General features: G+C 67.9%; 25 protein-coding genes. 22 read left to right on the top strand and 3 right to left on the bottom strand.

Features of this window, described 5'->3' with window-relative positions:
* The first annotated feature begins 2 nt into the window (after positions 1 to 2).
* The 12 genes from AC1Q7O_RS22090 to AC1Q7O_RS22035 all read left to right on the top strand — a co-directional run bounded on the left by AC1Q7O_RS22090 (position 3) and on the right by AC1Q7O_RS22035 (position 10581).
* A complete protein-coding gene (locus tag AC1Q7O_RS22090; RefSeq protein WP_492660479.1) occupies positions 3 to 737 on the top strand; it encodes a DsbC family protein in 735 nt (244 codons plus the stop codon).
* A 5-nt stretch (positions 738 to 742) separates the two neighbouring features.
* Positions 743 to 1180: a DUF3429 domain-containing protein gene (locus AC1Q7O_RS22085; RefSeq protein ID WP_492660480.1), complete on the top strand. Its 438-nt coding sequence runs from the start codon at positions 743 to 745 to the stop codon at positions 1178 to 1180.
* Positions 1180 to 2889 (top strand): M61 family metallopeptidase, encoded by a 1710-nt coding sequence (locus tag AC1Q7O_RS22080; RefSeq protein ID WP_492660481.1) that lies wholly within the window; start codon positions 1180 to 1182, stop codon positions 2887 to 2889. Before AC1Q7O_RS22085 ends, AC1Q7O_RS22080 begins: the two co-directional genes overlap by 1 nt.
* A gap of 7 nt (positions 2890 to 2896) precedes the next feature.
* On the top strand, positions 2897 to 3988 hold the full coding sequence (locus AC1Q7O_RS22075) for a DUF3108 domain-containing protein (protein ID WP_492660482.1): 1092 nt from the start codon (positions 2897 to 2899) through the stop codon (positions 3986 to 3988).
* Positions 3985 to 4773 carry an enoyl-CoA hydratase gene (locus tag AC1Q7O_RS22070; RefSeq protein ID WP_492660483.1) on the top strand — a complete coding sequence of 263 codons (789 nt, stop codon included), beginning with the start codon at positions 3985 to 3987 and terminating at the stop codon, positions 4771 to 4773. Before AC1Q7O_RS22075 ends, AC1Q7O_RS22070 begins: the two co-directional genes overlap by 4 nt.
* Before the next feature lie 186 nt (positions 4774 to 4959).
* Positions 4960 to 5313, top strand: coding sequence for a DUF4148 domain-containing protein (locus AC1Q7O_RS22065; protein WP_492660484.1), 354 nt, complete (start codon positions 4960 to 4962; stop codon positions 5311 to 5313).
* Positions 5314 to 5418: 105 nt separating this feature from the next.
* Positions 5419 to 6453 carry a substrate-binding domain-containing protein gene (locus AC1Q7O_RS22060; RefSeq protein ID WP_492660485.1) on the top strand — a complete coding sequence of 345 codons (1035 nt, stop codon included), beginning with the start codon at positions 5419 to 5421 and terminating at the stop codon, positions 6451 to 6453.
* A gap of 8 nt (positions 6454 to 6461) precedes the next feature.
* Positions 6462 to 7601, top strand: a complete 1140-nt coding sequence (locus tag AC1Q7O_RS22055) for a sugar ABC transporter permease (RefSeq protein ID WP_492660486.1) — start codon at positions 6462 to 6464, stop codon at positions 7599 to 7601.
* Complete coding sequence (locus tag AC1Q7O_RS22050; RefSeq protein ID WP_492660487.1) at positions 7598 to 8347, top strand: ATP-binding cassette domain-containing protein; 750 nt, start codon at positions 7598 to 7600, stop codon at positions 8345 to 8347. The genes AC1Q7O_RS22055 and AC1Q7O_RS22050 overlap by 4 nt, the downstream gene beginning before the upstream one ends.
* 52 nt (positions 8348 to 8399) lie before the next feature.
* Positions 8400 to 8867 (top strand): helix-turn-helix domain-containing protein, encoded by a 468-nt coding sequence (locus AC1Q7O_RS22045; protein WP_492662745.1) that lies wholly within the window; start codon positions 8400 to 8402, stop codon positions 8865 to 8867.
* Between the two features lie 28 nt (positions 8868 to 8895).
* Positions 8896 to 9558 (top strand): nucleotidyl transferase AbiEii/AbiGii toxin family protein, encoded by a 663-nt coding sequence (locus tag AC1Q7O_RS22040; RefSeq protein WP_492660489.1) that lies wholly within the window; start codon positions 8896 to 8898, stop codon positions 9556 to 9558.
* Positions 9559 to 9708: 150 nt separating this feature from the next.
* On the top strand, positions 9709 to 10581 hold the full coding sequence (locus AC1Q7O_RS22035) for an SOS response-associated peptidase family protein (protein ID WP_492660490.1): 873 nt from the start codon (positions 9709 to 9711) through the stop codon (positions 10579 to 10581).
* Between the two features lie 93 nt (positions 10582 to 10674).
* On the opposite strand, the gene lysS is transcribed toward AC1Q7O_RS22035, so the two are convergent.
* Positions 10675 to 12180, bottom strand: a complete 1506-nt coding sequence (gene lysS, locus AC1Q7O_RS22030; protein ID WP_492660491.1) for a lysine--tRNA ligase — start codon at positions 12178 to 12180, stop codon at positions 10675 to 10677.
* Positions 12181 to 12226: 46 nt separating this feature from the next.
* On the opposite strand from lysS, the gene AC1Q7O_RS22025 reads away from it, so the two are divergent.
* From AC1Q7O_RS22025 to AC1Q7O_RS21980, 10 genes are all read left to right on the top strand, one after another.
* Positions 12227 to 13423 carry a lipopolysaccharide biosynthesis protein gene (locus tag AC1Q7O_RS22025; RefSeq protein ID WP_492660492.1) on the top strand — a complete coding sequence of 399 codons (1197 nt, stop codon included), beginning with the start codon at positions 12227 to 12229 and terminating at the stop codon, positions 13421 to 13423.
* The gene (locus AC1Q7O_RS22020; protein ID WP_492660493.1) at positions 13423 to 13986 is read left to right on the top strand and encodes an LbetaH domain-containing protein; all 564 of its coding nucleotides are present in this window, start codon (positions 13423 to 13425) and stop codon (positions 13984 to 13986) included. The genes AC1Q7O_RS22025 and AC1Q7O_RS22020 overlap by 1 nt, the downstream gene beginning before the upstream one ends.
* Positions 13987 to 14065: 79 nt before the next feature.
* Entirely contained in the window at positions 14066 to 15142 is a 1077-nt protein-coding gene (locus AC1Q7O_RS22015; protein WP_492660494.1) for a glycosyltransferase, read from the top strand.
* Positions 15139 to 16365, top strand: a complete 1227-nt coding sequence (locus AC1Q7O_RS22010; RefSeq protein WP_492660495.1) for a glycosyltransferase family 4 protein — start codon at positions 15139 to 15141, stop codon at positions 16363 to 16365. Before AC1Q7O_RS22015 ends, AC1Q7O_RS22010 begins: the two co-directional genes overlap by 4 nt.
* Positions 16362 to 17030 (top strand): class I SAM-dependent methyltransferase, encoded by a 669-nt coding sequence (locus AC1Q7O_RS22005; protein ID WP_492660496.1) that lies wholly within the window; start codon positions 16362 to 16364, stop codon positions 17028 to 17030. Before AC1Q7O_RS22010 ends, AC1Q7O_RS22005 begins: the two co-directional genes overlap by 4 nt.
* Before the next feature lie 19 nt (positions 17031 to 17049).
* The gene (locus AC1Q7O_RS22000) at positions 17050 to 18210 is read left to right on the top strand and encodes a DegT/DnrJ/EryC1/StrS family aminotransferase (protein ID WP_492660497.1); all 1161 of its coding nucleotides are present in this window, start codon (positions 17050 to 17052) and stop codon (positions 18208 to 18210) included.
* Positions 18211 to 18217: 7 nt separating this feature from the next.
* On the top strand, positions 18218 to 18802 hold the full coding sequence (locus AC1Q7O_RS21995) for a sugar transferase (RefSeq protein ID WP_492660498.1): 585 nt from the start codon (positions 18218 to 18220) through the stop codon (positions 18800 to 18802).
* A gap of 10 nt (positions 18803 to 18812) precedes the next feature.
* Entirely contained in the window at positions 18813 to 20678 is a 1866-nt protein-coding gene (locus AC1Q7O_RS21990; protein ID WP_492660499.1) for a polysaccharide biosynthesis protein, read from the top strand.
* A 42-nt stretch (positions 20679 to 20720) separates the two neighbouring features.
* The gene (locus tag AC1Q7O_RS21985) at positions 20721 to 20921 is read left to right on the top strand and encodes a hypothetical protein (protein WP_492662744.1); all 201 of its coding nucleotides are present in this window, start codon (positions 20721 to 20723) and stop codon (positions 20919 to 20921) included.
* A complete protein-coding gene (locus AC1Q7O_RS21980) occupies positions 20918 to 22249 on the top strand; it encodes a hypothetical protein (protein ID WP_492662743.1) in 1332 nt (443 codons plus the stop codon). The genes AC1Q7O_RS21985 and AC1Q7O_RS21980 overlap by 4 nt, the downstream gene beginning before the upstream one ends.
* A 321-nt stretch (positions 22250 to 22570) precedes the next feature.
* Here AC1Q7O_RS21980 and AC1Q7O_RS21975 read toward each other — a convergent pair whose 3' ends face one another.
* Together AC1Q7O_RS21975 and AC1Q7O_RS21970 are read right to left on the bottom strand one after the other, a co-directional pair.
* Positions 22571 to 24031 carry a hypothetical protein gene (locus AC1Q7O_RS21975; RefSeq protein WP_492662742.1) on the bottom strand — a complete coding sequence of 487 codons (1461 nt, stop codon included), beginning with the start codon at positions 24029 to 24031 and terminating at the stop codon, positions 22571 to 22573.
* A gap of 7 nt (positions 24032 to 24038) precedes the next feature.
* On the bottom strand, positions 24039 to 25100 hold the full coding sequence (locus AC1Q7O_RS21970; protein ID WP_492660503.1) for a DUF1972 domain-containing protein: 1062 nt from the start codon (positions 25098 to 25100) through the stop codon (positions 24039 to 24041).
* Position 25101: the final 1 nt, after the last annotated feature.

Below are 25101 nucleotides of genomic sequence, written 5' to 3'. Positions count from 1 at the left end.
TCGTGCAGTCCATCGTTGTCCGTTTCCTGGCTGTCGCACTTGCCGCCGCCTGTCTGCCCGCCCTGGCCAACGAGGCGGCCATCCGCAAGTCGCTGGTCGAGCGCATGCCCAATGCGCCCAAGATCGACGAGGTGCGGCCGTCGGCCATGCCGGGCCTGTGGGAGCTGCGCATCGGCAACGAGGTGCGCTACACCGACCCCACCGGCAGCTTCCTCATCGAGGGCGACCTCATCGACCTCAAGGCCAAGAAGAACCTGACCGAGGAGCGCGTCAACCAGCTCAACCGGGTGGACTTCGCGGCGCTGCCGTTCAAGGACGCCGTGGTCTGGAAGAACGGCAACGGCAAGCGCCGCATCGCCGTCTTCGCCGACCCGAACTGCGGCTTCTGCAAGCGCTTCGAAGCGTCGCTGCAGGAACTCAAGGACGTGACGGTCTACACCTTCCTGATCCCCATCCTCGGCGGGGATTCGCCGGAGAAGGCGCGCTCGGTCTGGTGCGCCAAGGACCGCACGGCCGCCTGGCTGGGCTGGATGCTGAAGAACGAGGCGCTGCCCAAGGCCGCCGCCAGCTGCGACTCCGCCGCCATCGAGCGCAACCTCGCGCTGTCGCGCAAGATCCACGTGACGGGCACGCCGGCCATCCTGCTGGAAGACGGCAACCGCATCCCGGGCGCCGTCGGCGCCGTGGAACTGGAGCGCCGCCTGCAGGTGCTGGCCGCGCCGGCCAGCAAGTCCTGAGCGCGATGAACGCCGACACCCGCCACCTCGCCCACCGGCTCGCCTACGCCGGTCTCGTGCCCTTCGTGCTGGGCTGCCTGCTGATCTGGCTCATCAGCGGGCGCGATCTCGACCAGCACACCTTCGTCAGCCTGGCGCTGTCGGGCTATGCCGGCCTCACGATCGCGATGCTGGGCGGCATCCACTGGGGCTTGTCGTTTGCGCGCGGGCTGCCGGGGCGCCAGCCGCTGGTGTGGGGTACCGCGGCCATGTCCATGGGCTGGCTGGGCGTGCTGATGCCGCCCTATGCCGGCCTGGCGCTGCATGGCGGCGTGCTGATCGCCTGCTATGTCGTGGATCGCCGCGTCTACCCGCAACTGGGCGCCGCCGACTGGCTGACGCTGCGCTTCCGGCTCACGCTGGTCGCGTCGCTGAGCTGCTTCCTGGCCGCCGCGGGCAGTTGATGGCCGGCCCGCGCTACCGCATCGACCTGGCCGACCTGGCCGCCCACCGCTACCGCGTCACGCTGACGCTGCCCGCCCCGGCCGCGGAGCAGCTGTTCAGCCTGCCGGTGTGGATCCCGGGCAGCTACCTCGTGCGCGAGTTCGCCAAGCATCTGAGCGGCATGACGGCCCGCCAGGGCACGCGCGAGCTGCCGCTGGAGCAGCTGGACAAGGCCACCTGGCGCGTGCGCTGCACGGGCCGCGCGGCGCTGGTGCTGAGCTACGACGTCTACGCGTTCGACGCGTCGGTGCGCACCGCCTGGCTGGACAGCCAGCGGGCCTTCTTCAACGCCAGCAGCCTGTGCCTGCGGGCCCATGGCCGCGAGGCCGACGCGCATCGCATCGAGCTGGCACGCGTGCCCAGGGGCTGGCAGGTCGCCACCGAGATGCCCCAGGGCGACGCCGGCTTCGAGGCCGCAGACTACGACGAGCTGCTGGACCACCCCTTCGAGATCGGCCCGCACTGGCAGGGCGAGTTCATGGCGGCTGGCGTGCCGCACCGCGTCGTCGTTGCGGGCGCCTGGCCCAGCTTCGACGGCCAGCGGCTGCTGGCCGACGTGCAGCGCATCTGCGAGGCGCAGATCGCCTTCTGGGGCGAGGCGCCGTTTGCGCGCTACACCTTCATGCTGTGGGCCCTGGACGACGGCCACGGCGGCCTGGAGCACCGCGCCAGCACGGCGCTGATCTGCGCCCGGCGCGAGCTGCCCACGGCCGCCGAGGGTGCGGCGCCCAGCGACGGCTATGCACGGCTGCTGGGCCTGTTCAGCCACGAATACTTCCACGCCTGGAACGTGAAGCGGCTGCGGCCCGCCGAGTTCGCGCGTTTCGACTACCAGCGCGAGAACTACACCGAGCTGCTGTGGTTCTTCGAGGGCTTCACGAGCTACTACGACGAGCTGTTCCTGCGCCGCGCGGCACTGGTGGACGATGCCCGCTACCTGAAGCTGCTGGCCGCGTCCGTCAACGGCGTGCTCGCCGCGCCGGGCCGCCAGGTCCAGCCACTCAGCACAGCCAGCTTCGAGGCCTGGACCAAGTACTACCGGCCCGACGAGAACAGCCCCAACACGACCAGCAACTACTACGCGCAGGGCGCGCTGGTCGCGCTGTGCCTGGACCTGAGCCTGCGGGCGCGCAAGTCCAGCCTGGACGCGCTGATGCGCCGGCTGTGGCAGGCCAGCCAGGGCGGCCCGATCAGCGAGGCCGACATCCTGGCCGCCGTCGCGGCGCTGGGCGGCGACGTGCTGGCCAGCCAGCTGCGCGACTGGGTGCACGGCACCGGCGAGCTGCCGCTGCGGGCGCTGCTGAAGACGCACGGCGTGGACTGGCGCGAGGACGGCCGCCAGACCGTCGCCCAGCGGCTGGGCCTGCGCGTGCGCGAGGCGGCGCTGACCGGCATCCACGTGACGCATGTGCTGTCGGGCGGCGCGGCCGAGGCCGGCGGCGTCAACGCGCGCGACGAGATCCTGGGCAGCAACGGCTGGCGGCTGCGCCGGCTGGATGATGCGCCGGCGCTGCTGGCGGCGGGCGACACAAAGCTGCGCCTGCTGGTGAGCCGCGACCAGCGGCTGCTGGAGCTGGACGTGGCACTGCCGACCGCCCGGCCTGCGTCGGTGGCGCTGGCGCCCGCCGAGGGCGCGCAACCGGCCCGCCGCCGCTGGCTGGACGCCTGACCTCGCCATGAAGACGCCGCGGCCGCCGTGGCTGCTGGTGCTGGCCGTGCTGGCCCTGCACCTGCTGGCCGGCCACGAGGTGCAGCGCATCCAGGAAGGCTGGCGCCACGATGGCCCGCCGCCGGCGCCGCCGCGCCTGCAGGTGGACTTCGTCAGGGAGATGGTGCTGCAGGCGCCGGCCGCGGTTTCGGTGTTGCCGCGCGCCGCGCCGCTCAAGCCTGTGCCACCTGCGGGCGACGCGCTGGCGCCTGCGGCGGCGCTGCCGGCATCGGCGCCCGAACCCCGGCCCGAGCCGGTGGCCGAGGCCGCCTCGGCACCCGCGGACATGCCGCCCACCGCCGTCGCGCAGGCAGCCTCGGCGCCGCCCAGCGACGAGCCCGGCCCCGAATGGCCGCTGTCCACCCGGCTGACCTATGCGCTGACGGGCCACTACCGTGGCCCCGTGCATGGCCAGGCCCAGGTCGAATGGATGCGCAAAGGGCGCGACTACCAAGTGCACCTGGACGTGGCCGTGGGGCCCAGCTTCGCGCCCTTCATCACGCGGCGCATGAGCAGCCAGGGCCAGCTGACGCCCGAGGGCATCGCGCCGCAGCGCTACGACGAGGAGACCCGGCTCATCCTCGGCGAGCCGCGCCGCGCGAGCGTGTTCTTCCTGGCCGCCGAGGTGCAGCTCGCCACGGGCGTGCGCGAGCCCGCGGGCCGCGGCGCGCAGGACTCGGCCAGCCAGTTCGTGCAGCTGACCTGGCTGTTCATGACCGGTCGCGAGCCGCTGCAGGCCGGCCGTGTCGTGCAGTTCCCGCTGGTGCTGCCGCGCAAGCAGTACCCGTGGCAGTACGAAGTGCTGGGCGAGGAGGTGCTGGACACGCCGATGGGGCCCGTTGCCAGCTGGCACGTCCGGCCCACGCCGGCCACGCAGGCGCAGGTGGGCGGGGGTGACCTCGTCGCCGAGGCCTGGCTGGCGCCGTCGCTGCAATACCTGCCGGTGCGGCTGCTGATCCGCCAGGACACGCAGACCTACATCGACCTGATGCTCAAGAGCGCGCCGTTGCAAGCCGCGCCAGAATCGACCAACGACATCCCCCGGAGATTGAGCCGATGACCTACGAGAACATCCTGACCGCCGTGCACGGCGACGGCCCGCGCAAGACGGCGCTCATCACGCTGAATCGCCCCAAGGCGCTGAACGCGCTGAACGACCCGCTGATGGACGAGCTGGGCGAGGCGCTGCTGGCCTTCGACGCCGACGACGGCATCGGCTGCATCGTGCTGACGGGCTCCGAGCGCGCCTTCGCGGCCGGCGCCGACATCCCCACCATGCTGCCCCACACCTTCGTCAGCGCGTTCAAGAGCGGCCTGCTGTCCAAGAACTGGGAGACCATCCTGCAGGTGCGCAAGCCCGTCATCGCTGCGGTGGCCGGCTTTGCCCTCGGCGGTGGCTGCGAGCTGGCGATGATGTGCGACTTCATCATCGCGGCCGAGACCGCCAAGTTCGGCCAGCCCGAGGTCAAGCTGGGTGTCGTGCCGGGCGCCGGCGGCTCGCAGCGCCTGCCGCGCGCGGTGGGCAAGAGCAAGGCCATGGACATGATGCTGACCGCCCGCATGATGGACGCCGCCGAGGCCGAGCGTGCGGGGCTGGTGTCGCGCGTCGTGCCTGCGGACAAGCTGCTGGACGAGGTGCTGGCTGCGGCCGAGACCATCAACGGCTTCAGCGGCCCGTCGGTGGCCATCATCAAGGAACTGGTCAACCTGGCTTACCAGACCCCGCTGCGCGACGGCGTGGCGGTGGAGCGCCGCTACTTCCACGCGCTGTTCGGCAGTCACGACCAGCGTGAGGGCATGGAGGCCTTCCTGGCCAAGCGCGCGCCCCAGTTCGAACACCGCTGATTGCTTGGTTTTGTGGCAGAGCAATGACGATCTAGGGATGACTATTTGCGTTGAGTGAATAGTCAGTTCATGCGAGCCTAGTGTTTCTACTGAGTCGGGCTGCCTACAGTTCAGGCCATGGACACCGCGGTCGCGATGTCCGAATGACCCCGGCAGGACCTTCCTGCCCGACCTGAAGGACCCGTCATGAGCAAGCTGTCCACCGTCATCGCCGCCACCCTGCTGATCGCCGCAGGCGCCGCCTCCGCCCAGACCACCCCGCTGACCCGCGAGCAGGTCATCGCCGAACTCGTGGCCGCCCGCAACAGCGGTGAACTGGCCGCCATCCAGGGCGAAAAGGGCATCGAAGTGACGACGCCCGCCAGCGCCAAGGCGATCGCCAGCGCCAAGCTGCCCCGCCAGGCCGTGCTGGGCGAGAAGTCGGCCCAGACGCGCAGCGTCGACCAGGTGGTGGCCGACCACGGCGAGAACGCCGCCCGTGAACTCGGTGATTTCCCTGCCCCGGTGACCCGCCGCGCCACCGCCGTCGCCGGCCGCTGAAACAAAGCGGTTTCAAGCCGATGAAAGGCGACCCGTGAGGGTCGCTTTTTTGTTGCCTGCGTTCCTAGAATCCGCGGCCCGAAGCGAACGGGCGTTGGAGACAAGATGCGCAGACAGCAGATGTGGGCAGCGGCAACGCTGGTGATGGGTTCCCTGGCCTCGATGACAGCGTTGGCTGCCGGCCCCGTGGTGGGCGTGAGCTGGTCCAACTTCCAGGAAGAACGCTGGAAGACCGACGAGGCCGCGATCAAGGCCGAGCTGGCCCGCCTGGGCGCCAGCTACGTGAGCGCCGACGCCGGCGGCTCGCCGGAGAAGCAGATCGGCGACGTCGAGTCGCTGCTGGCCAAGGGCGCCAAGGTGCTCATCATCCTGGCCATGGACAAGGACGCCATCGTCCCCGCGCTCAACAAGGCCAAGGCCCGCAAGGTGCCCGTGGTGGCCTACGACCGCCTCATCGAGGCGCCCGAGGTCTTCTACCTGACCTTCGACAACCGCGAGGTCGGCCGCCTGCAGGCTTCAGCCCTGCTGGCCGTGAAGCCGCAAGGCCGCTACGTCATGATCAAGGGCTCGCCCAGCGACCCCAACGCCGACTTCCTGCGCGCCGGCCAGCAGGACGCGCTCGCCGAGGCGGTCAAGAAGGGCGACGTGAAGATCGTCGCCGAGGAATACACCGACGGCTGGAAGCCCGAGGTGGCGCAGAAGAACATGGAGCAGATCCTCACCAAGCTCAAGGGTGGGGTGGACGCGGTCGTCGCCAGCAACGACGGCACCGCCGGTGGCGCCATCGCTGCGCTGGCAGGCAAAGGCATCAAGGGCGTGCCCGTCAGCGGCCAGGACGCCGACCACGCCGCGCTCAACCGCGTGGCGCTGGGCACGCAGACCGTGACCGTCTGGAAAGACTCGCGCACGCTCGGCAAGGAAGCCGCCTCGGCTGCCGTGCAGCTGGCCAGCGGCCAGAAGGTGCCGGGTGCGGCCGCCTGGGCCGGCGGCGAGCGCAAGGTCAGCCTGCAGGCCAAGTTCCTGGCCCCCGTGGCCATCACGCAGGCCAACCTGGGCGACGTCATCAGCGCCGGCTGGGTGCCCAAGGCCGTCGTCTGCAAGGGCGTCGACGCCGCCAAGGCCCCGGCCGCCTGCAAATAAGGACCCCGATGAACGCCCAGACCCAGCGGCTCGCCGTCATGGCGGCCGTGCTGGTGGCCATCGCCATCGGCTTTCATGCGCTCACCGGCAGCTTCCTGACGGCGGAGAACCTCTACAACATCGCGCAGCAGACGGCAGTCGTCGGCATCGTCGCCAGCGGCATGGCCCTCATCATCGTCGCGCGCCAGATCGACCTGGCCGTGGGCTCGCTGCTGGGCGCCGTCGGCGTGCTGATGGCCTGGCTGCAGTACACCCAGGGCTGGTCCGTCGGCGCGTCGCTGCTGGCCGGGCTGGCGTTTGCGCTGCTCATCGGGCTGTTCCAGGGCTGGCTGTCGGCCGTCATCGGCATCCCGTCCTTCGTCGTCACGCTGGGCGGGCTGGTGTCGCTGCGCGGCGTGGCCTTCCTGGTGGCCGACGGCAAGACCCAGCCCGTCACCGAACCCTGGCTGCTGGCGCTCGGCGGCGGGCTGGACGGCTCGCTCGGCGAGCGCGGCAGCTGGATCCTGGGCGCTGCGCTGATCGCGCTGATCTGGGGCTGGCAACTCGTGCAGCGCCGGGCGCTGCAGCGCGCCGGCGGCACGCCGGACGGCAAGGCCGGCCTCATCCCCGGCGTGCTCGGCACGCTGGCGGTGATCGCGGTCGTCGCGGTCTTCAACGCCTACAAGATCGAAGGCCAGGAGCAGGGCCAGGGCCTGCCGCTGCCGCTCGTCATCTGGGCGGCGGTGGTCATCGTGCTCGCCTTCATCGCCAAGCACACCCGCTTCGGCCGCTACGTCTACGCCATCGGCGGCAACCCCGACGCGGCACGGCTCGCCGGCATCCCGGTCAAGCGCGTGATGATCCAGCTCAACCTGCTGCTGGCCACACTCGTCGCGCTCGCCGCGGTGGTGGCCATGGCGCGCCTGAACGCCGGCACCAACTCGATGGGCACGGGCATGGAGCTCACCGTCATCGCCGCGGCGGTCATCGGCGGCGTGAGCCTGGCCGGCGGCAGCGGCAGCGTCGCCGGCACCGTGCTGGGCGCGCTCATCATCCAGAGCATCGACAGCGGCCTGCTGCTGACCGACGTGTCCATCGGATGGCGCATGGTGGTGCTGGGCCAGGTGTTGGTCGCGGCGGTGGTTTTTGATCGCGTGGTGCAGAAATGACGGCCCTCCTGGAAGTGCGCGAAGCGCGCAAATCGTTCGGCGGCGTGCACGCGGTCGATGGCGTCTCCTTGAGCCTGGCGCCCGGCGAGGTGCTGGCCGTGCTGGGCCACAACGGCGCGGGCAAGTCCACGCTGATGCAGATGCTGGCCGGGGCACTGCCCTTTGACGGCGGCGAACTGCACCTCAACGGCAACGCGGTGAAGTTCGCGAGCCCCGCCGACTCGCGCGCGGCAGGCATCGAGACCATCCACCAGAAGCTGGCGCTGGCCGACAACCTCGACTCGGTGGCCAACCTGTTCCTGGGCCGCGAGTTGCGCACGCGCTTCGGGCTGCTGGACGACGCGGCCATGCGCGCAGCCGCCGTGCCGCTGTTCGCGCGGCTCAACCCCAACTTCAAGAACATCGCCGACCCGGTGATGTCGCTGTCGGGCGGCCAGCGCCAGGTGGTGGCGATTGCGCGGGCGCTGCAGTTCAAGGCCCGCGTGCTGATCATGGACGAACCTTGCGCGGCGCTGGGCCCCAGCGAGACGGCCATGGTGCACGACCTGATCCGCCGGCTGAGCGCCGAGGGCGTGGGCATCCTGCTGGTCACGCACGACATGCCGGACGTGTTCGCGCTGTCGCACCGGCTGATGGTCATGAAGAACGGCCGCCCGGTGGCGACCTGCCGCACGGCGGACGTCAACGAGGACGAGGTGCTGGCGATGATCATTGCGGGCAAAGCCCCCGCGGCGGCCATGGTCTGAATTTGTTTCTCATTCTGGTCAAGTCAAGCATTTTGACTAAAATGAGAATCAAATGCCTGCCAAAGCGCCACCTGTTCCCCCTGTCGTCGTGACCCAGCTCGAAGCACTGGGCCGGCGCATCCGCGCCCGACGTCAGCAGCAGAAGGTGACCGCCACCGACGCCGCCGAAGCGGCGGGCATGTCGCGCGTGACGCTGCACCGTGTCGAGAAGGGTGAGCCGTCGGTGACCATGGGCGCCTACCTGAGCGCGCTGTCGGCCCTCGGGCTGAGCCTGCAGGTGCAGGAACCGGAAGCGGCCCATGCGTCGGCCCTGCCAGCCATCGTGAGGCTCGATGACTACCCGGCACTCAAGCAACTCGCCTGGCAGTTGCCGGGCGTGACGGAACTGAGCCCGGCCCAAGCCTTGGATCTCTACGAGCGCAACTGGCGTCACCTCGACCGCAACAGCCTGACGCCGCACGAACGACGGCTCATCCAGGTGCTGGCGGACGAACTGAGCGGAGGGCGACTGCTTGTTTGAGCGCGAGCACCACCGGCGCATCGCGGCCGTGCTCGGCGCGTTGGATGCCGGGGTGCTGGCGGCCCACGCCTGCTGGTTTGGCGGCGGCACGGCGATGGCGCTGCGCTATGGCGAGTACCGCGAGTCGGTGGACATTGACTTTCTCGTCTCCGACCTGGGTGGCTACCGAGCGCTGCGGCAGTTGCTGACCGGGCCGTCGGGCCTGAGCGCCCTCACGCGCCCGGGCGCCGTGCTGACGCCTGCTCGCGAACTGCGAGCTGACCAATATGGCCTGCGCACGCTGGTGCGTGAGGGTGGCGTGACGATCAAATTCGAGATCGTGCTGGAAGCCCGCATCTCCTTCGATGTGCCAGGCCCCGACGACACCATCGCCGGGGTGGCCACGCTGACGTCGCTGGACCTCGCCACCGGCAAGTTGCTCGCGCTGGCCGACCGCTGGCGCGACGACAGTGTCTACAGCCGTGACCTCATCGACCTGGCCATGATGCAGCCGGCCAGGCCGCTGCTGTGCGCAGCCATCGACAAGGCGGCGGCGGCCTATGGCGAAAGCGTCGAGAGAAGCCTGGCCAACGCCGTTCACGACTTGCGCGAGCGCCCACAACGCCTGGATGCCTGCATGGGCGCGATGCAGATGAGGACGCTCTCCAAGGCGCAACTGTGGACGCGCATCAAGGCCTTGGAAAAGTACTGAGCGACGACGTCAACGAGGACGAGGTGCTGGCCATGCTCATCGCGTGCAAGGCGCCTGCGGCGGCTGCCGCCTGAGCCACCACGCCACAGCGCTGAGTGAGTCAAAAACTGTATTTAATTACAGTATCATGCGCCGCGTGAGGCGTAACCGGTGACCGCAACGGTGGCGATGAACTGTCGCCACCGCCACGGCATCGGGCCGCCGATGGCTCAGGAACTCGCGATGCGCTGTGACTACGAACCCTTGACGGATGCCGACCGCCTGCTGGCGGCGTTCGGTGTGGCCCCGCTCGCCGACGACAGCGCCTTGGGCGCGCCGGCGGCCTTCATCGTGCCGGGGGAGGCGCAGGACGCCGGCACGCTGGGCGTCCTGCGCCCCGGCTGCTTCGGCCTGCTGCCGCCCGCGTTGCGGGGCGGTGCCGACGCGCTGCGGGTGAGGGAATGCCGCGTCGAGACGATGAAGTCCAACCCGACCTGCCGGGAAAGCTGGTGGGCCGCCCGGCGCTGCGTCGTGCCGGTGGCGCGGCTGACGACGTGGTGCCACGACACGGGTCGGCCACAGGCCTGGGGTATCCAGCGGGCCGACGGCGATCCGCTGGGCCTGGCCGGCCTGTGGAGCGAGACGGTCGATGCCCGTGGCGCGCCAATCGCATCGTTCTGCGTGCTGACGCTGGGGGCGGCGGGGCACCCGGTTTTTGGCCGGCTGGCGCCACCGATGTCGCAGGATCCGCGCATGCCGGTGATCCTGGGCGGTGCCGCGCAGCGGCAGTGGCTACAGGGCACGTGGGCAGACGCCGAGCGGGTGCTGCTGCGCCTGCCGGCCGAATTGCTGAGCGCCGGCCCGCTGGAGGCGAGCGATCCAGCCGCGCAACGCACGCCTCCCGGCGTGGGCGTGGCGGACCTGTTCGAAGGGGAGGGCTGGCTGCCCGTGCCGGCCCGCCAGCGCCGTGAGGCGCCCCGCCGCGTGACGCGGCCGCGGGGGGGGATCCCGGCCGGCCCGGTGACCGGCGACCTGTTCGCCTGACGAGGATCAGCCCATCCGGCACAAGGCCGGAGGGATCACGACTCCCGGCACAAGGCCGGAGCGATCAGGCCTCCCGGCGCAAGGCCGGAGCGATCAGGCTTCCCGGCGCAAGGCCGGGAAGAGGATGACGTCCCGGATCGACGGCGAGTCGGTGATGAGCATCATCAGCCGGTCGATGCCGATGCCGCAGCCGCCGGTCGGGGGCATGCCGTACTCCAGCGCGCGGATGAAGTCGGCGTCGAAGAACATTGCCTCTTCGTCGCCGGCATCCTTGTTGGCCACCTGCGCATGGAAGCGTGCGGCCTGGTCCTCGGCGTCGTTCAGCTCGGAGAAGCCGTTGGCGTACTCGCGGCCGGTGATGAAGAGCTCGAAGCGCTCGGTGATCTTCGGGTTGCTGTCCGACGCGCGGGCCAGCGGCGACACCTCGACGGGGTAGTCGATGATGAACGTCGGCTCCCAGAGCTTCTCTTCCACGACGGCCTCGAACAGGCCGAACTGCAGCTCGGCCAGGCTCCAGCGTGCGGGCGCGTCCTCGCCGGCGGCGACGATCTTGGCGCGCAGCACGTCGGGGTTGTCCGCCTCTTCGCCGGTCAGGCCGGCGAACTGGATCAGCGAGTCACGCACCGACACGCGGGCGAACGGCTTGTCCAGCGCCACAGGCTTGCCTGCGTAGGTCAGCGCGGCGCTGCCGGTGGCGGCGATGGCAGCATGGCGCAGCACGGCCTCGGTGAAGTCCATCTGGTCGTGATGCGTCCAGTAGGCCGCATAGAACTCCATCATCGTGAACTCGGGGTTGTGCCGGACCGAGATGCCTTCGTTGCGGAAGTTGCGGTTGATCTCGAACACGCGCTCAAAGCCGCCCACCACCAGGCGCTTGAGGTAGAGCTCCGGCGCGATGCGCAGGTACATCTCCTGGTCCAGCGCGTTGTGGTGCGTGACGAAGGGCTTGGCGTTCGCGCCACCCGGGATGGGGTGGAGCATGGGCGTCTCGACCTCCAGGAAGCCGTGGTCCACCATGAAGCTGCGGATGGCCGACACGGCCTTGGAGCGGGCCGTGAAGCGCTTGCGGGCCTCCTCGTCGGTGATCAGGTCGACGTAGCGCTGGCGGTACTTCTGTTCCTGGTCGGTCATGCCGTGGAACTTGTCCGGCAGCGGGCGCAGGCTCTTGGTCAGCAGGCGCAGCGTCGTGACGGCCACCGACAGCTCGCCGGTCTTGGTGCGCATCAGCGTGCCCTCGGCGCCCAGGATGTCGCCCAGGTCCCAGTGCTTGAACGCGTCGTAGACCTCGGGGCCGACGTTGTCGATGGTCACGCGCAGCTGGATGCGGCCGGTGGCGTCCTGCAGCGTGCAGAAGCTGGCCTTGCCCATCATGCGCTTGAGCATCATGCGGCCGGCCACCGTGACCTTGACCGCCTGGGGCTCGAGCTCCTCGTTGGGGATCTGGCCGTACTGCGCCTGCAGCGGCTCGGCGCGGTGCTGGGGCTTGAAGTCGTTGGGGAAGGGCACCGCCGTGGCGGCCCGCAGCGCGGCCAGTTTGGCGCGGCGCTCGGCGATCAGTTGGTTGTCGTCGGCGGCGGGGGTGGGAGGGGTCGTGGTCATTGCGGGCCTTCAGTCGAACCGGCGATTCTAGAATCTCGCGCCCCCTATGAGCCTGACGCGCGCCACTCTCACCCTTCTTGCCGGCAGCGCGCTGGCCCAGGCCCTGCCGCTGCTGCTGGGGCCGTGGATCGCGCGGCTGTACACGCCGGCCGAGTACGGGCAGTTCTCGCTGTTGTGGACAGTGGCCAGCAACCTCGCGGTCGTCGGCTGTGCACGCTACGAGTTTGCGCTGGCGCTGGAGACGAGCGAGAAGGGCGCTGCCGCGCTGCTGGCGCTGTGCCTGCGCGTGCTGCTGGCGATGACGGCGACGGCCATCCTCGTCGGCGCGGCATGGATGTTCTGGGCCGACCTGTCCGTCGCCGCCGCGTTGCCGCTGGCCGTGCTCGCGCTGGCCGCCAGCCAGGCGCTGGCGCAGTGGGCGGCGCGGGCGGGCGAGTTCGCGACGCTGGCCAGGGCGCGCGTCGTGCAATGGGGCGGTGGGGCCGTGGCGCAGCTGGGCTTCGGCCTGATGCAGGCCGGGCCCTGGGGGCTGGTGGGCGGTGCCACGCTGGCCACGGCGGCCGCCGCGGCGCTGCAGGCGCGGCCCGCGCCCGCCGGTGGCTGGCGTGGTCTGCTCCAACCCCAGCCGCTGCGCGAGATCGCGAAGAAGCACCAGGACTTCCCGCTGCTGAACACGCCGCATGCATTTGCCGGCGCGCTGCAGGACACGCTGGCCATCGCGCTGCTGACGGCCTGGCTGGGCGCGCCCGAGGCGGGCGCCTGGGCGCTGGCGCTGCGCTACCTGAAGGCGCCGGCGTCGCTGGTGGGCGGCTCGCTGTCGCAGGCGCTGTACCCGCGGCTCACGCAGTCCACGAATCTGGCGGAAGCCCGCACGCTCGTGCGCCACAACCTGCTGCTGCTGGCCGCCATCGCGCTGCCGCTCATGGGGGCGTTGCTGGCCTTCGGGCCATGGCTGTTCGCCACAGTCTTCGGCCCGGAGTGGCGCGCCGCCGGTGAACTGGCGCGTTCGCTGGCGCCCTACATCGCGCTGCACTTCATCGCGTCGCCGCTGTCCGTCGTCACGATGGCCTGGGGCGCGCAGGCCTGGGCGCTGAAGCTCGCGCTGGTGGGGCAGGTGATGTTCATCGGCGGGCTGGCTGTTGGGCTGCAGCTGGGCGGCCTGGCCGGCGCCGGCTGGGGCGTGTCGGCGGCGATGCTGCTCTACTTCGGCTACTTTTTCTGGTCGCTCTGGACCTGGGACTGATGCGCGTCTTCCTCAATCGCCTGCGGCGCCGCCTGGTGCGGCTCATCGGCTTTCGCATGCTCTTCGGTGAGGCGGGTGCGCCGTATTCGCGCATCGCGCCCAGCACCTGCATCGAGGGCGAGGCGGGCCTGGAGCTGGCCGACCACGTCTTCATCGGCCAGTTCAATTTCATTGACGCCAGCGCCGGCCTCCTCATCGAGGAAGGCGTGCAGATCACCAACTTCTGTTCCATCGTGACCCACACCACGCACAACGCGCTGCGCATCAACGGCCGGCGCTTCGCGGTCGTCGGCGGCGAGCCACCGGGCTATGTCAAGGCGCCGGTGCGCCTGGGCGCCTACAGCTTCGTCGGCCCGCACAGCCTCATTGAGCCCGGCAGCGTGCTGGGCAAGGGCGCCATGCTGTGCGCCTATTCGCAGCTGCGCGGTGTGGCACCGGACTTCGCCATCATGGCCGGCCAGCCGGCGCGCCAGGTGGGTGACACGCGCGAGCGCGACGCGGCCTTGCTGGCCCGTCACCCCGAACTGCGCGAGGCCTACGAAGCTTGGGCCGGAAAATCATGAGGCCCCCACGTTCACTTGGTTCACTGCCCCCCGAGGGGGCGCGCACCGCCCTCCGGGCGGCCGAGCGGGCGGTGCAGCCATGAGCTTGGGTGGTGGTCTCAAGCTCGTTCTCATCGGCGATGGCGAAAGCCCGCACCTGCTGAAGTGGGCGCGCGCGCTGAAGCCCCGCGTGCAGCTGCACGCAATCTCGTCGCGCGGCTTCCTGCCCGAGTTCCAGCAGCTGCTGCCGGATGCGCAGCGCCTCGCGTTGAACACCGAGCCCGACCACGCCGGCGGCAACGTCGCGCTGATCAAGCAGCTGCCCAAGATGGGCGCCTGGCTGGCGGAGACCGATGCCGACTGGCTGCACGCGCACTACCTGACCTCGCACGGTTCGCTCGCCTGGGCTGCCAAGCTGGGGTGGCGGCTGCGTGCGCAGATCGCCGGCTCGGCCTGGGGCAGCGACATCCTCGTCACGCCGCAGCGCGGCGGGGCCTGGCGCTGGATGACGAAGAAGGTGCTGCGCAGCTGCACGCTCGCCACCTCCGACTCGCTCTACATGACCGAGCGCATGCGCGAGCTGGGCGCCGGTGAGGTCATGACCTTCCCGTTCGGCCTGGAAGCCCTGCCCAAGCAGAACGCGAAGAAGCAGCCGTGGCTGTGTTTCGCGAACCGGGGCCTGGAGCCGATTTACCGGCCTCACCTCGTCATCGACGCGTTCGCGCGCATCGCCGCCGCGCAGCCCGAGGCCCGCCTCGTGGTGGCCAATGACGGCTCGCTGCGGCAGGCCCTCGAGGCCGACGTGTCGGCACGCGGCCTGGCGGACAAGGTGACGTTTGTGGGCCGGTTGGATGCCGCGGCGCAGGCGGCCCACTACGCCCGGTCGACCTGGTTCCTGAGCCTGCCCGAGAGCGACTCGGTGTCGGTGTCGGTGCTGGAGGCCATGGCGCACGGCTGCGTGCCGCTGCTGTCCGAGCTGCCGGCCAACCGCGAGGTGATCGGGGACTCCGCGCGCGGCCTCATCGTCGGCGCACTGGAAGACTTGCCCGCGCGCATGGCTGCGCTGGACGCGGCCAGGCTCGGCTCCATCAACCGCGACTGGGTCGCCGCGAACGGCCTGTTCGAGCCGCATGTGCAGCGCTTCCTGACTCGGCTCAAGGAGCTGACCCCGGCATGAGGATCCTTCTCGTCAACCACTACGCCGGCTCGCCGCGCCATGGCATGGAGTTCCGGCCCTACTACCTGGCCCGCGAGTGGGTGAGGGCCGGGCACGAGGTCACCATCGTGGCGGCGTCCTACTCGCATGTGCGCGCCGTCCAGCCCGAGGTGCCCGGCCTGCCAGTCGAGGAGCTCATCGACGGCATCCGCTACCGCTGGCTGCCGACGCCGCAGTACGCCGGCAACGGTGTGGGCCGGCTGCGCAACATCCTGTCCTTCCTGCGCCAGCTGCGCGCCGACGCATGGCGGCTGACACGTGAGATCAGGCCCGACGCGGTCATCGCGTCCAGCACCTACCCGATGGACGTCTGGGTGGCCAAGCGGCTGGCCAGGCTCGCCAAGGCCAAGCTGGTCTACGAGGTGCACGACCTGTGGCCGCTGTCGCTGATCGAGCTGTCCGGCATGTCGCCGCGCCACCCGTTCGCACTGATGTGCGGCAAGGCCGAGGCCGATGCCTACCGCGACGCCGATGTCGTCGTCTCCATGCTGCCCTGCGTGCACGAGCACATGGCCTCGCGGGGCCTGGACCTCGCCAAACTGCACATCGTGCCCAACGGCTTCGCACCCGAGGAGTGGCAGGGCGAGTCAGCGCCGCTCGGGGCGACGCTGCAGGCGCACCTCGATGCCGAGCGCGCGGCCGGCCGCGTGGTCGTCGGCTATGCCGGCTCCATGGGCCTGCCCAACGCGCTGGACGTGCTGCTGGATGCGGCGGCCAAAATAAAGGACGCGCCGCTCAGCTTCGTGCTGGTCGGCAGCGGCCACGAGGCCGAGCGGTTGGCTGCCCGCGCCGCGGACGAAGGCCTCGCGAACGTGCGCTTCTTCGCGCCCATCCCGAAGGCGCAGATCCCGACGCTGCTGGGGCACTTCGACATCGCCTACATCGGCTGGCAGCGCACGCCCATCTACCGCTTCGGTATTGCGCCCAACAAGCTCATCGACTACCTGATGGCCGGGCGCGCCGTGCTGCATTCGGTGGAGGCCGGCAACGATCCGGTGGCCGAAGCCGGCGCCGGCCTGACCGTGCCGCCGGAGAGCGCAGAAGCCGTCGCGCAGGGGCTGCTGAAGCTGGCCGCGCTGTCGCCCGCCGAGCGTGCCGCGATGGGCGAGCGCGGGCGTGCGTTCGCGATGGCGCATCACGCCTTCCCGGTGCTGGCCGCGCGCTTCATCGAGGCGCTGCGATGAGCGAGCTCGACGCCATTGCCCAGCGCTACGCCCGCCGTGATGCCGGTGACCGCTACAGCCTTCTGCGCCCCGAGGTCTGGCAGATGTGGCAGGAGCGCCAGCGCGCGCTGCTGAAGCTGCTCGCCCAGCGGCGTGGCTTGCCGGCGGACTGGCGCGCCACGGAGGTCGGCTGCGGCGCTGGTGGCAACCTGCTGGACCTGCTGCGGCTGGGCCTGCGGCCCGCGCACCTCACCGGCATCGAACTGCTGCCGGATCGCCTGACGGCCGCTCGCGCGGCCTTGCCCGAAGGGGTGCGGCTGCTGGCGGGCGATGCCTCCAGCGCCGACGTCGCGCCCGGGAGCCAGGACCTGGTCCTGCAGTCCACGGTGTTCTCGTCCATCCTTGACGACGCACTGCAGCAGCAGGTGGCCGACGCCATGTGGCGCTGGTTGAAGCCCGGCGGCGCCGTCATCTGGTACGACTTCACCGTCAACAACCCGCGCAACCCCGACGTGCGCGGCGTGCCGCTGCCACGCGTGCGCGAACTGTTCCCACACGGCCATTTCACGGCCAGGCGCGTGACACTGGCGCCGCCGCTGGCGCGCGCGCTGCCGGCGGCTTACGCGCTGTTCAACCTCGTGCCATGGCTGCGTACCCATCGCCTGGTCCAGATCGAGAAGCGCTGATGCGCGAAAATCCAGCCCGATGAGCTCCCAGCCCTTTCTTCCTTTTGCCCTGCCCGACATCGGCGACGACGAGATCGCCGAAGTGGTCGACACGCTGAAATCCGGCTGGATCACGACCGGCCCCAAGGCCAAGCGCTTCGAGCAGGCCTTCGCCGAGTTCCTCGGCGACCCGCAGATCGAGTGCATCGCCGTCAACTCCGCCACGGCCGGCCTGCACCTGGCGCTGGAGGCCATCGGCCTGGGCCCGGGCGACGAGGTCATCACGACCACGCACACCTTCACGGCCACGGCCGAGGTGGTGCGCTACCTCGGCGCAGACGTGAAGCTGGTTGACATCGATCCCGCGACACTGAACATCGACATCAACGCCATCGAGGCCGCGATCACGCCGCGCACCAAGGCCATCATGCCGGTGCATTACGCGGGTCTCGCAGTCGACATGATCGCGATCCTGGACATTGCACGCCGCCACGGCCTGCGTGTCATCGACGACGCCGCACATGCGCTGCCGACCACGCTCGAGAAAGAGCTCATCGGCACGCTGGGCACCGACGCCACGGTGTTCAGCTTCTACGCCAACAAGACCATGACGACGGGCGAGGGCGGCATGCTGGTCACCCGCAACCCGGAGCTGGCCAAGCGCGCGCGTGTCATGCGCCTGCACGGCATGAGCCGCGACGCCTTCGACCGTTTCACGGCCAAGGTGCCCAGCTGGTATTACGAGATCGTCGCTCCCGGCTTCAAGTACAACTTGACCGACATCGCGGCGGCACTTGGCCTGCATCAGCTCAAGCGGCTTCCGGCGTTCCAGCAGCGCCGCGAGCAGATCTCACGCCGTTACCACGAGGCATGGGCCGATCTGCCCTTGATCCTGCCACCCGACGCGCCGGAAGGCGACACGCACAGCTGGCACCTGTACGTGCTGCGCCTCGCCGATGATGCGGGCCTGGACCGGGATGCCTTCATCGAAGGCATGTTCGCCGCCGGCATTGGCTGCAGCGTGCACTACGTGCCGCTGCACCAGCACCCGTACTGGCGCGACCGCTACGGCTTGACGCCGGAGATGTTCCCGCACTCGCAGAAGGCCTATGAGCGCACCGTCAGCGTTCCGCTGTACACGGCCATGAGTGATGCTGATGTCGAGCGCGTCATCGCCGCCGTGCGCGGCCTGCTGACCTGACCTTACCTTGGCTAAGCGCCTGTTCGACTTGATCTTCTCGGGGTTGGGGCTGCTGTTGCTTTGGCCTGTATTGCTGGCCGCTGCCCTGTGGATCAAGCTCGACTCACCCGGCCCGGTGCTCTTCCGGCAGGTCCGGATCGGTCGGCATGGGGTGCCCTTCATGATCCACAAGTTCCGAACCATGCGCACCGCGCCTGGTGCGCAGATCACTGTCGGCGAGGACCCTCGTATCACCCGTGCTGGCCGGCTGCTGCGCGCGAGCAAGCTGGACGAGCTGCCGCAACTGTGGGACGTCCTGCGTGGCGTGATGAGCCTCGTCGGCCCGCGCCCCGAGGTGCCGCACTATGTGGCGCTGTACCCGGCAGAGCTCCGCGATGTTGTGCTGTCTGTGCGGCCCGGCGTGACTGATCCGGCATCGCTGCGCTTTCGCAACGAGAGTGAACTCCTCGCCAAAGCCGCCGACCCGGAGCGCGAGTATGTCGAGGTGGTGCTGCCGGCCAAGCTTCGGCTGGCGGCCGACTACGTGCGCAGCGCCAGCCTGATTGGCGATGTGCGGCTGATCCTCGCCACGCTCGGCGCGCTGAAGAACTGAGAGCCTGACGATGAACTGGTTGTCCCTGGATGCATGGTTGACGCGCATCCGTCCCCACCGCGAAGCGCTGGCGCTCGGACTGGACATGGCAGCCGTAGCCGTGGCCTGGCAGGCCACCTACCTATTCCGGCTGGGCTTCGAACGCTGGTTCAGCGCGCGGCCTGACTACGACCACTGGGTGCTGCTCGGCGTGGTGGTCATCTACGGGCTGCTCTTGAAGCTGCTTCAGGTGCCCAAGGGCATGTGGCGCTTCAGCGGCTTCGGCGAGATCAAGCGGCTGGCGGTCGTCTCCGTTGCGTCCGGCCTCATCGTGGCCGTCCTTGTGCTGATGGCCCAACTGACCAAGGTGCCGCGCGCCGTACTGGCTCTGCACCCCGTGTTCACGCTGATGGCGCTGGCGATGATACGCATGGGCTACCGCATGTTGTACGAGCACATGCGCAGCCGTATCAGTGGCAGTGCGCAAGAGCAGCGGCGGGCGCTGGTGATGGGCGCAGGCGATGCGGGTCGCCTGCTGGTGGCCGGCCTGCAGCACACCCAGGGCTGGGTGGTGGTGGGTTTCCTCGACGACGCACCCGAGAAACGAGCGGCGCGCGTCGCCGGCGTGCCGGTGCTGGGCACACTCGAGGAAGTCCCTCGCTTCGCAGGAATGCATGGCATCACACACATCGTCGTCGCGATGCCGACGGCGAACACGGCGCAGCGCCGCCGTGCGCTGGACCTGGCAGGCCGGGCCGGCCTGCCCGTGCTGACCGTGCCCACCAGCCAAGAACTGTTGGCTGGCCGGCACGTGGATCAGGTACGAGACATCGAACCCGAGGACCTGCTGGGTCGTGAACCGGTGGAGCTGGACGAGGGTGGCATCAGTGAGTGCCTGAACGGCAAGGTCGTGCTCATCACTGGCGCAGGCGGCAGCATTGGATCCGAGCTGTGCCGGCAGGTAGCCCGCTACGGCCCGGGCAAGATCGTGCTGTACGAGCTCAGCGAGTTCGCGCTCTACACCGTGGAACAGGAACTCAGTGAGAAGTTCCCGCATGTCCCTCTCGTCCGCCTCATTGGCGACGTGAAGGATTTAGAGCACTTACGCTACATCTTCAGCACGTGCAAGCCGCAAATCGTCTTTCATGCGGCGGCGTACAAGCACGTGCCGTTAATGGAAGAAGAAAACGCCTGGGCAGCGCTCCGGAACAACACTTTGGGCACTTATCGCGCTGCACTGGCGGCGATCGAGGCTGGTGCAGAGCGCTTCGTGCTTATCTCGACGGACAAGGCCGTCAATCCCACCAATGTGATGGGGGCCAGCAAGCGGGCAGCCGAGATGGTGCTGTCAAGTCTTGCCACGCGCGGCGGGCGCACCAAATTGATGGCCGTGCGCTTCGGCAATGTGCTGGGTTCCAGCGGCAGCGTGATCCCGAAGTTCAAAGAGCAGTTGGCCAAGGGCGGGCCGCTGACCGTCACCCACCCGGACATCACGCGCTACTTCATGACGATCCCGGAGGCTGCCCAGCTGGTGCTGCAGGCGGCAACCATCGCTGAAAACGGTCAGGTGTACGTGCTTGACATGGGCCAGCCGGTGAAGATCCTGGATCTGGCCCGAAACATCTTGTTGCTGAGCGGGCGTCGTGACAGCGGTGTGAAAATCGAGTTTATCGGTTTGCGGCCGGGCGAGAAGCTCTACGAGGAATTGCTTGCAGACGAGGACCTGACCCTGGCTTCATCACACGATCGACTGAGGATCGCGCAATTGAAGGAGGTGGTGGGGGATGCGTGGTTGAATGCCGTCGTTGGTTGGCTCGCACCCCCTCAGGCTGATCTAGTGGGAAGAGCGCTTCGCCAGAGGCTGCAGCAATTCGTTCCTGAATACGAGCCGCGCTGATCCCACCCCCCAGGAACACGAGTGGCGAATTGATCGCCGATGATGAAAATGAACCAGAGAAGCAAAGTCGTTCTGACGCTAGGGATGATCGCCTTGCCGGGGACCGCCTTCGCGTATGTCGATCCCGGCAGCGGGTTGATGCTGTTGCAGGGGCTGATCGCCATCGTCGGGGCAGTGGTCGTCGCCGTGCGCAATCCCTTGGCAGCGCTCAAGCGCCTGATCGCCAAGATCCGGCGCAAATGAGAGATCCGCAAGCGTCACTCACTTTTGAGGCAGACCGGGTGCTGCGCCACCTGAACGAAGCGCTGCCCGCCGACCATTTCCTGCATTCAGACCTTGCCCGTGCTTGGATGGATCGCGGCGATCTGGTTTCATTTGAGATGCTCTCGCCCACGGTCGTGGCGGCGCGGCGTCTGCAGTTCGTCACCCATCCCTTTGAATGGTGTGACAGCCAGTTGTATGCCGCGGCCCGCTTGACCCTGCGCCTGCAGCAGGAGGCGGTGGCCGCTGGTTTCGACCTCAAGGACGCGTCGGCGTGGAATGTCATCTTCGACGGCACGCGACCCGTGTTTTGTGATCTGATGTCGTTTCAGCCCCTGCGGGACAGGAAGTGGTGGGCCGCAGGCCAGTTCGCGCGGCACTTCATCCTTCCGTTGCTGCTATCCCGCCGGCGCGGGCTGCAGGCGCATCAGGCTTTCTCGATGTGGCGGGATGGCGTGCCCGAGCAAGTAGCGCGGGAGATGCTTGGGCCGCGTCGGTTTCTCGGCCGCTACTGGCCGTTGATGGTCAGCAGCCCGACACGGGACGCGCATGACGCGGTCTCGCAGTCTCCCGTGCGTGACTACGACGGCAAAGCGATCAAAGCGTTCCGCAACTCCTTGCTGGGCGGACTTTCCTGGATGCTCGAAGGGGTGAGCCCACGCCCTGATCGGGTGGGCAAGGCGACGTACTGGCAGGACTACGCCGAGGCACGCGCGCACTACGAGGCCAACACGCTGGCGTTGAAGCGGCAACAGGTGGGGAAGTGGCTCACGCGCCTTAAGCCCGCATGGGCCCTGGACCTGGGCTGCAACGCCGGCGAGTTCAGCCGAATCGCCACCGGTGCCGGCGCACAGGTGATCGCCGTCGATGCAGACCATGGGGCCATGGAGCGCGTCTGGTCCAGCGGTGATCCCGGCCTGCATCCAGTCGTCGCGCACCTCGACGACCTGAGCGGTGGCCGAGGCTGGGCAGGGCGAGAGCATCCGGGTCTAGCCGATAGATTGACACAGTCGGCAGATGTAACGCTGATGCTGGCCCTCATACATCACTTAGCGGTTGGCGCGTCAATTCCATTGCCCGAGATCGCTGCGTTTGCAGCGCGTTGTACGCGCCGCTGGCTGATCGTTGAGTTGATCTCTAGTGAGGATGTCCAGTTGCGTTCGTTATGCGAACAGCGCTTGCGCGACCCTTTAGAGTTCGGGATAGACCGGCAGAAGGCGGCATTTGCCGCTGCCAGATTTGAAGTGGTCGATCAGGTTAAATTGGGCGTAGGCGAACGTGTGCTTGTTCTGATGGAGCGGGTTCTTTGAGTCGGCCGCGCAGACATATTATTCAGGCGACATAAAAGCGCCAGGTATGCTCGTCAAGTTTTCTCGGACACGGCGGTAGGTTGTTTGACTGCGTGTAGATGCACGAAGGCATTGGGTGCAGTTTTCTCAGTTTGGAGTGCAACCGCACGCTGTTGTAAGAGTGTGTTTTCTCCGAAACCTGACCCGCCGGGGATGCGGACGATTTCTTGGACTACCTAGTGGTAGCTCCGCAAGGCCTTCAAATCGTCCTCGTCGTGCGCTCCGGTACCGAGGTCAACCAACTTCGCGTTTCCACACGGCCTCGGTGAGCAGCAATCTCCTTCATCCTGAAATCACCGCCTTCGGCGTGTACGCGTCCATGCATTGGAGAAGATCGCCCATCAGATTCTGCAGATGGTAGTCTGGCCGAATTTTGTCGGTGCAAAAATTGGCTGGCCGAACAAACAGACCGATACTGCGCTCATCCAAAGTCTTAAGTGTACTGGGGAAGAGTTTCATGACGCCCTTGTCTGAACTCCAACCGCGCGAGCGAATTAGGCCGTGATCGCCGAATATGACCACCACCGCGTTGGGGTCGCGAGCGTTGAGCAAGTTCAGGTAGTCCCGCATGATCTGCAGCGCTCTCTGCGAGTTTTCTCTGTGCGTTTCATGAAACTCGGTGCGATCAGCCGGGCTGTATTCTCTATAGACTAGACTGGTGTGTTCAGGAAGCGCTATGTAGGACCAAGTGATCCAGGGGTGGCCTTCATTGATGACGCGCTCCATGAATTGCCGGGTTTCCTGTTGGTGGGCGAGGATCTCGTTGGTCTCGCCCAGTAGGCGCTCGATCCACGCATTGGTTCCGCGGCAGAGATGAAAGCCCACCCTAATAGGCGCCAATGAGCAAAGGCCGATACTCCTCTCGGGAAGATAGGCATCCAGATGGCGTAGTGGATGCAGCTGGCCGAAATAGTTGTTCTGATAGAGAAAGCCGACGCGATATCCCAGTGCATGAGCGCGATCAAGGGCGGGGCTTTTGGAGTCAATGCTGAGGTGCGCGGACTCCAGGGCCGGGCTTTCACCAAACTCGCTCCACTGCATGGGACGCTCCTGCAGGATGTCGATGACGGATTGGATGGAGTAGGGGCGGGAGGACAGCGCGCCGGGAACCTCCCTCAGGTTCTGGGAGATCAGGTACTCCTGCCAAGGCGGGGCGTTGCCGAAGGTGGACTGGTAATGCGCGGAGCTGCTCATCGCGTCAAACATCAGCAGATAGATGTTGGGCAGCTTGCGGGTGGTGTCCAGCGGCGCTGGCGCCGGTGCTTGGGAGGTAGCCAGGTCCGGCAGTCTTGATTTGCCGACACCTGTTCCCAGCAGCGTGGCCTGTGCGATTGCCAGCAGCACGGCGATTGCCAGGCCTGCCGCGATGGCCTTGAACGCGCGCGCGCTCACCACCGCGGCCAGAGCCAGGGCAAGGACGATGGGCAGGGTGGCCAGCTTGTAGGCCTGGGCCCAGGGCATGAACACCAGGAAGCTATAGACAAACGAGATGGTGATCAGCGCGGCCGCGCCCAGCCAGACCAGGCGACGCGCCGCCACCGTGAAGCGCGGGACATGCCTGGCCGTCACGGCGGCAATCACTGTGATGGCCGCCAGCAGCACGGAATTGAGCACGACGCCTGCCGAGATATAGAACCGGCTGTATCCAGTGAAGGTGTGCCAGGAGTTCGCCGCCACCCACAAATAGGGAAGCACGCACAGGCAAAACGTCCGCCACGCAATCGTCTGGATCTGCATGTTCACATCTGGCTCAGCGGGTGATGGCTTGGAGATAGGCCTGGGCGATTTGCTCTGCGCTGTAACGCGAACGCAGCCTGGCACGGCTTTCAATCGATGCCGGTTGATCTGCCGAATCCAGCAGCGCCGCCAACTGGCCTGGCGTGGCGAAATAGCGGGCGAAGGTTTCCGCGGTGTATCGATTGAATGACACGTCGAAGCAGGCGATCTGGCAATCGTAGAAAAGCATCTCCACCAGGGACGGGTTGGTTCCGCCTACGCTGTGGCCATGCAGGTAGTAGGCGCAGCGCTCGCGCAGCTCCGCCAATTTGCCGGCGTCATAGATGGGGTCCAGCAGCTTCAGCCGGGGCTCGTTGGCGTAGCAGGCGCGCAGTGCGCTGGCGTAGCTGCTGTGGTTCCAGTTGCCAACGATCGTGTACTCCTTGAGCGATGACTGGAGGAAGCCGTCGATCAACAGTTCGAGATTGTTCTCGGGTTCGATCCGGCAAATTGTCAGCGCGGTCCCTGCTGTAGGTGCCGCATCACCTAGCCGCCGGACATGGTCGCCCGGATAGGCGATGCAGCTTGATTTGCGCAGCGAGGAGGGCAGCAGGAAATCCCGCAGGCCTTGGCTGTCATAGATGACCTGGTGGGAGAAGCGCTGGGCCAGCGTGTCGAAGACCTTCAGCAGCAGTCGCTTGAAGCGCGAGAACTTGGTCCGACGCCATTCGACGCCATCGATGTTGACGGCCAGCGTCTTGCCGGTCAGCGCGCAGGCCAGGCGGAAGAACGGAAACCAGGGGCCGCCTGATACACCCAGAACAACGATATGGCTGCTGGAGAGGAAGACCCGCAAAAAGGCCGCCAGGTCATGAGCCACCGAGGCGCCCCCGTTGGCGGATATGTTGATGAACTCCCGGCGGACGCCGCGGAAGTCCGTGTCCCGATCATCTGCGTAAAGGCGGGCATCGCAGGTGACAACTGTCTGGATACCGTGCATGGCGAAGACGGGGGCGCAATGCTCTAGGAAGGACTCAAAGCCGCCATAGCGGTTGGGAATTCCGGCCGCGCCAATGAATGCAAGTCGAATGGTCATG

It is taken from the genome of Roseateles sp. GW823-FHT07B05 (assembly GCF_058794515.1).
Note: the sequence above shows the minus strand (reverse complement) of the source record. Positions and strands in the feature narration are given on the sequence as shown.

Excerpts from the sequence above, each read along its gene's own strand:
- AC1Q7O_RS22025 (WP_492660492.1), top strand. The coding sequence starts at position 12,227 with ATGAGCCTGACGCGCGCCACTCTCACCCTTCTTGCCGGCAGCGCGCTG.
- AC1Q7O_RS22015 (WP_492660494.1), top strand. The coding sequence starts at position 14,066 with ATGAGCTTGGGTGGTGGTCTCAAGCTCGTTCTCATCGGCGATGGCGAA.
- AC1Q7O_RS22005 (WP_492660496.1), top strand. The coding sequence starts at position 16,362 with ATGAGCGAGCTCGACGCCATTGCCCAGCGCTACGCCCGCCGTGATGCC.
- AC1Q7O_RS22075 (WP_492660482.1), top strand. The coding sequence starts at position 2,897 with ATGAAGACGCCGCGGCCGCCGTGGCTGCTGGTGCTGGCCGTGCTGGCC.
- AC1Q7O_RS22020 (WP_492660493.1), top strand. The coding sequence starts at position 13,423 with ATGCGCGTCTTCCTCAATCGCCTGCGGCGCCGCCTGGTGCGGCTCATC.
- AC1Q7O_RS22050 (WP_492660487.1), top strand. The coding sequence starts at position 7,598 with ATGACGGCCCTCCTGGAAGTGCGCGAAGCGCGCAAATCGTTCGGCGGC.
- AC1Q7O_RS22055 (WP_492660486.1), top strand. The coding sequence starts at position 6,462 with ATGAACGCCCAGACCCAGCGGCTCGCCGTCATGGCGGCCGTGCTGGTG.
- AC1Q7O_RS21980 (WP_492662743.1), top strand. The coding sequence starts at position 20,918 with ATGAGAGATCCGCAAGCGTCACTCACTTTTGAGGCAGACCGGGTGCTG.
- AC1Q7O_RS22085 (WP_492660480.1), top strand. The coding sequence starts at position 743 with ATGAACGCCGACACCCGCCACCTCGCCCACCGGCTCGCCTACGCCGGT.
- AC1Q7O_RS22045 (WP_492662745.1), top strand. The coding sequence starts at position 8,400 with ATGCCTGCCAAAGCGCCACCTGTTCCCCCTGTCGTCGTGACCCAGCTC.
- AC1Q7O_RS22070 (WP_492660483.1), top strand. The coding sequence starts at position 3,985 with ATGACCTACGAGAACATCCTGACCGCCGTGCACGGCGACGGCCCGCGC.
- AC1Q7O_RS21970 (WP_492660503.1), bottom strand. The coding sequence starts at position 25,100 with ATGACCATTCGACTTGCATTCATTGGCGCGGCCGGAATTCCCAACCGC.
- lysS (WP_492660491.1), bottom strand. The coding sequence starts at position 12,180 with ATGACCACGACCCCTCCCACCCCCGCCGCCGACGACAACCAACTGATC.
- AC1Q7O_RS22065 (WP_492660484.1), top strand. The coding sequence starts at position 4,960 with ATGAGCAAGCTGTCCACCGTCATCGCCGCCACCCTGCTGATCGCCGCA.
- AC1Q7O_RS22060 (WP_492660485.1), top strand. The coding sequence starts at position 5,419 with ATGCGCAGACAGCAGATGTGGGCAGCGGCAACGCTGGTGATGGGTTCC.
- AC1Q7O_RS22000 (WP_492660497.1), top strand. The coding sequence starts at position 17,050 with ATGAGCTCCCAGCCCTTTCTTCCTTTTGCCCTGCCCGACATCGGCGAC.
- AC1Q7O_RS21985 (WP_492662744.1), top strand. The coding sequence starts at position 20,721 with ATGAAAATGAACCAGAGAAGCAAAGTCGTTCTGACGCTAGGGATGATC.
- AC1Q7O_RS21990 (WP_492660499.1), top strand. The coding sequence starts at position 18,813 with ATGAACTGGTTGTCCCTGGATGCATGGTTGACGCGCATCCGTCCCCAC.
- AC1Q7O_RS22080 (WP_492660481.1), top strand. The coding sequence starts at position 1,180 with ATGGCCGGCCCGCGCTACCGCATCGACCTGGCCGACCTGGCCGCCCAC.
- AC1Q7O_RS22010 (WP_492660495.1), top strand. The coding sequence starts at position 15,139 with ATGAGGATCCTTCTCGTCAACCACTACGCCGGCTCGCCGCGCCATGGC.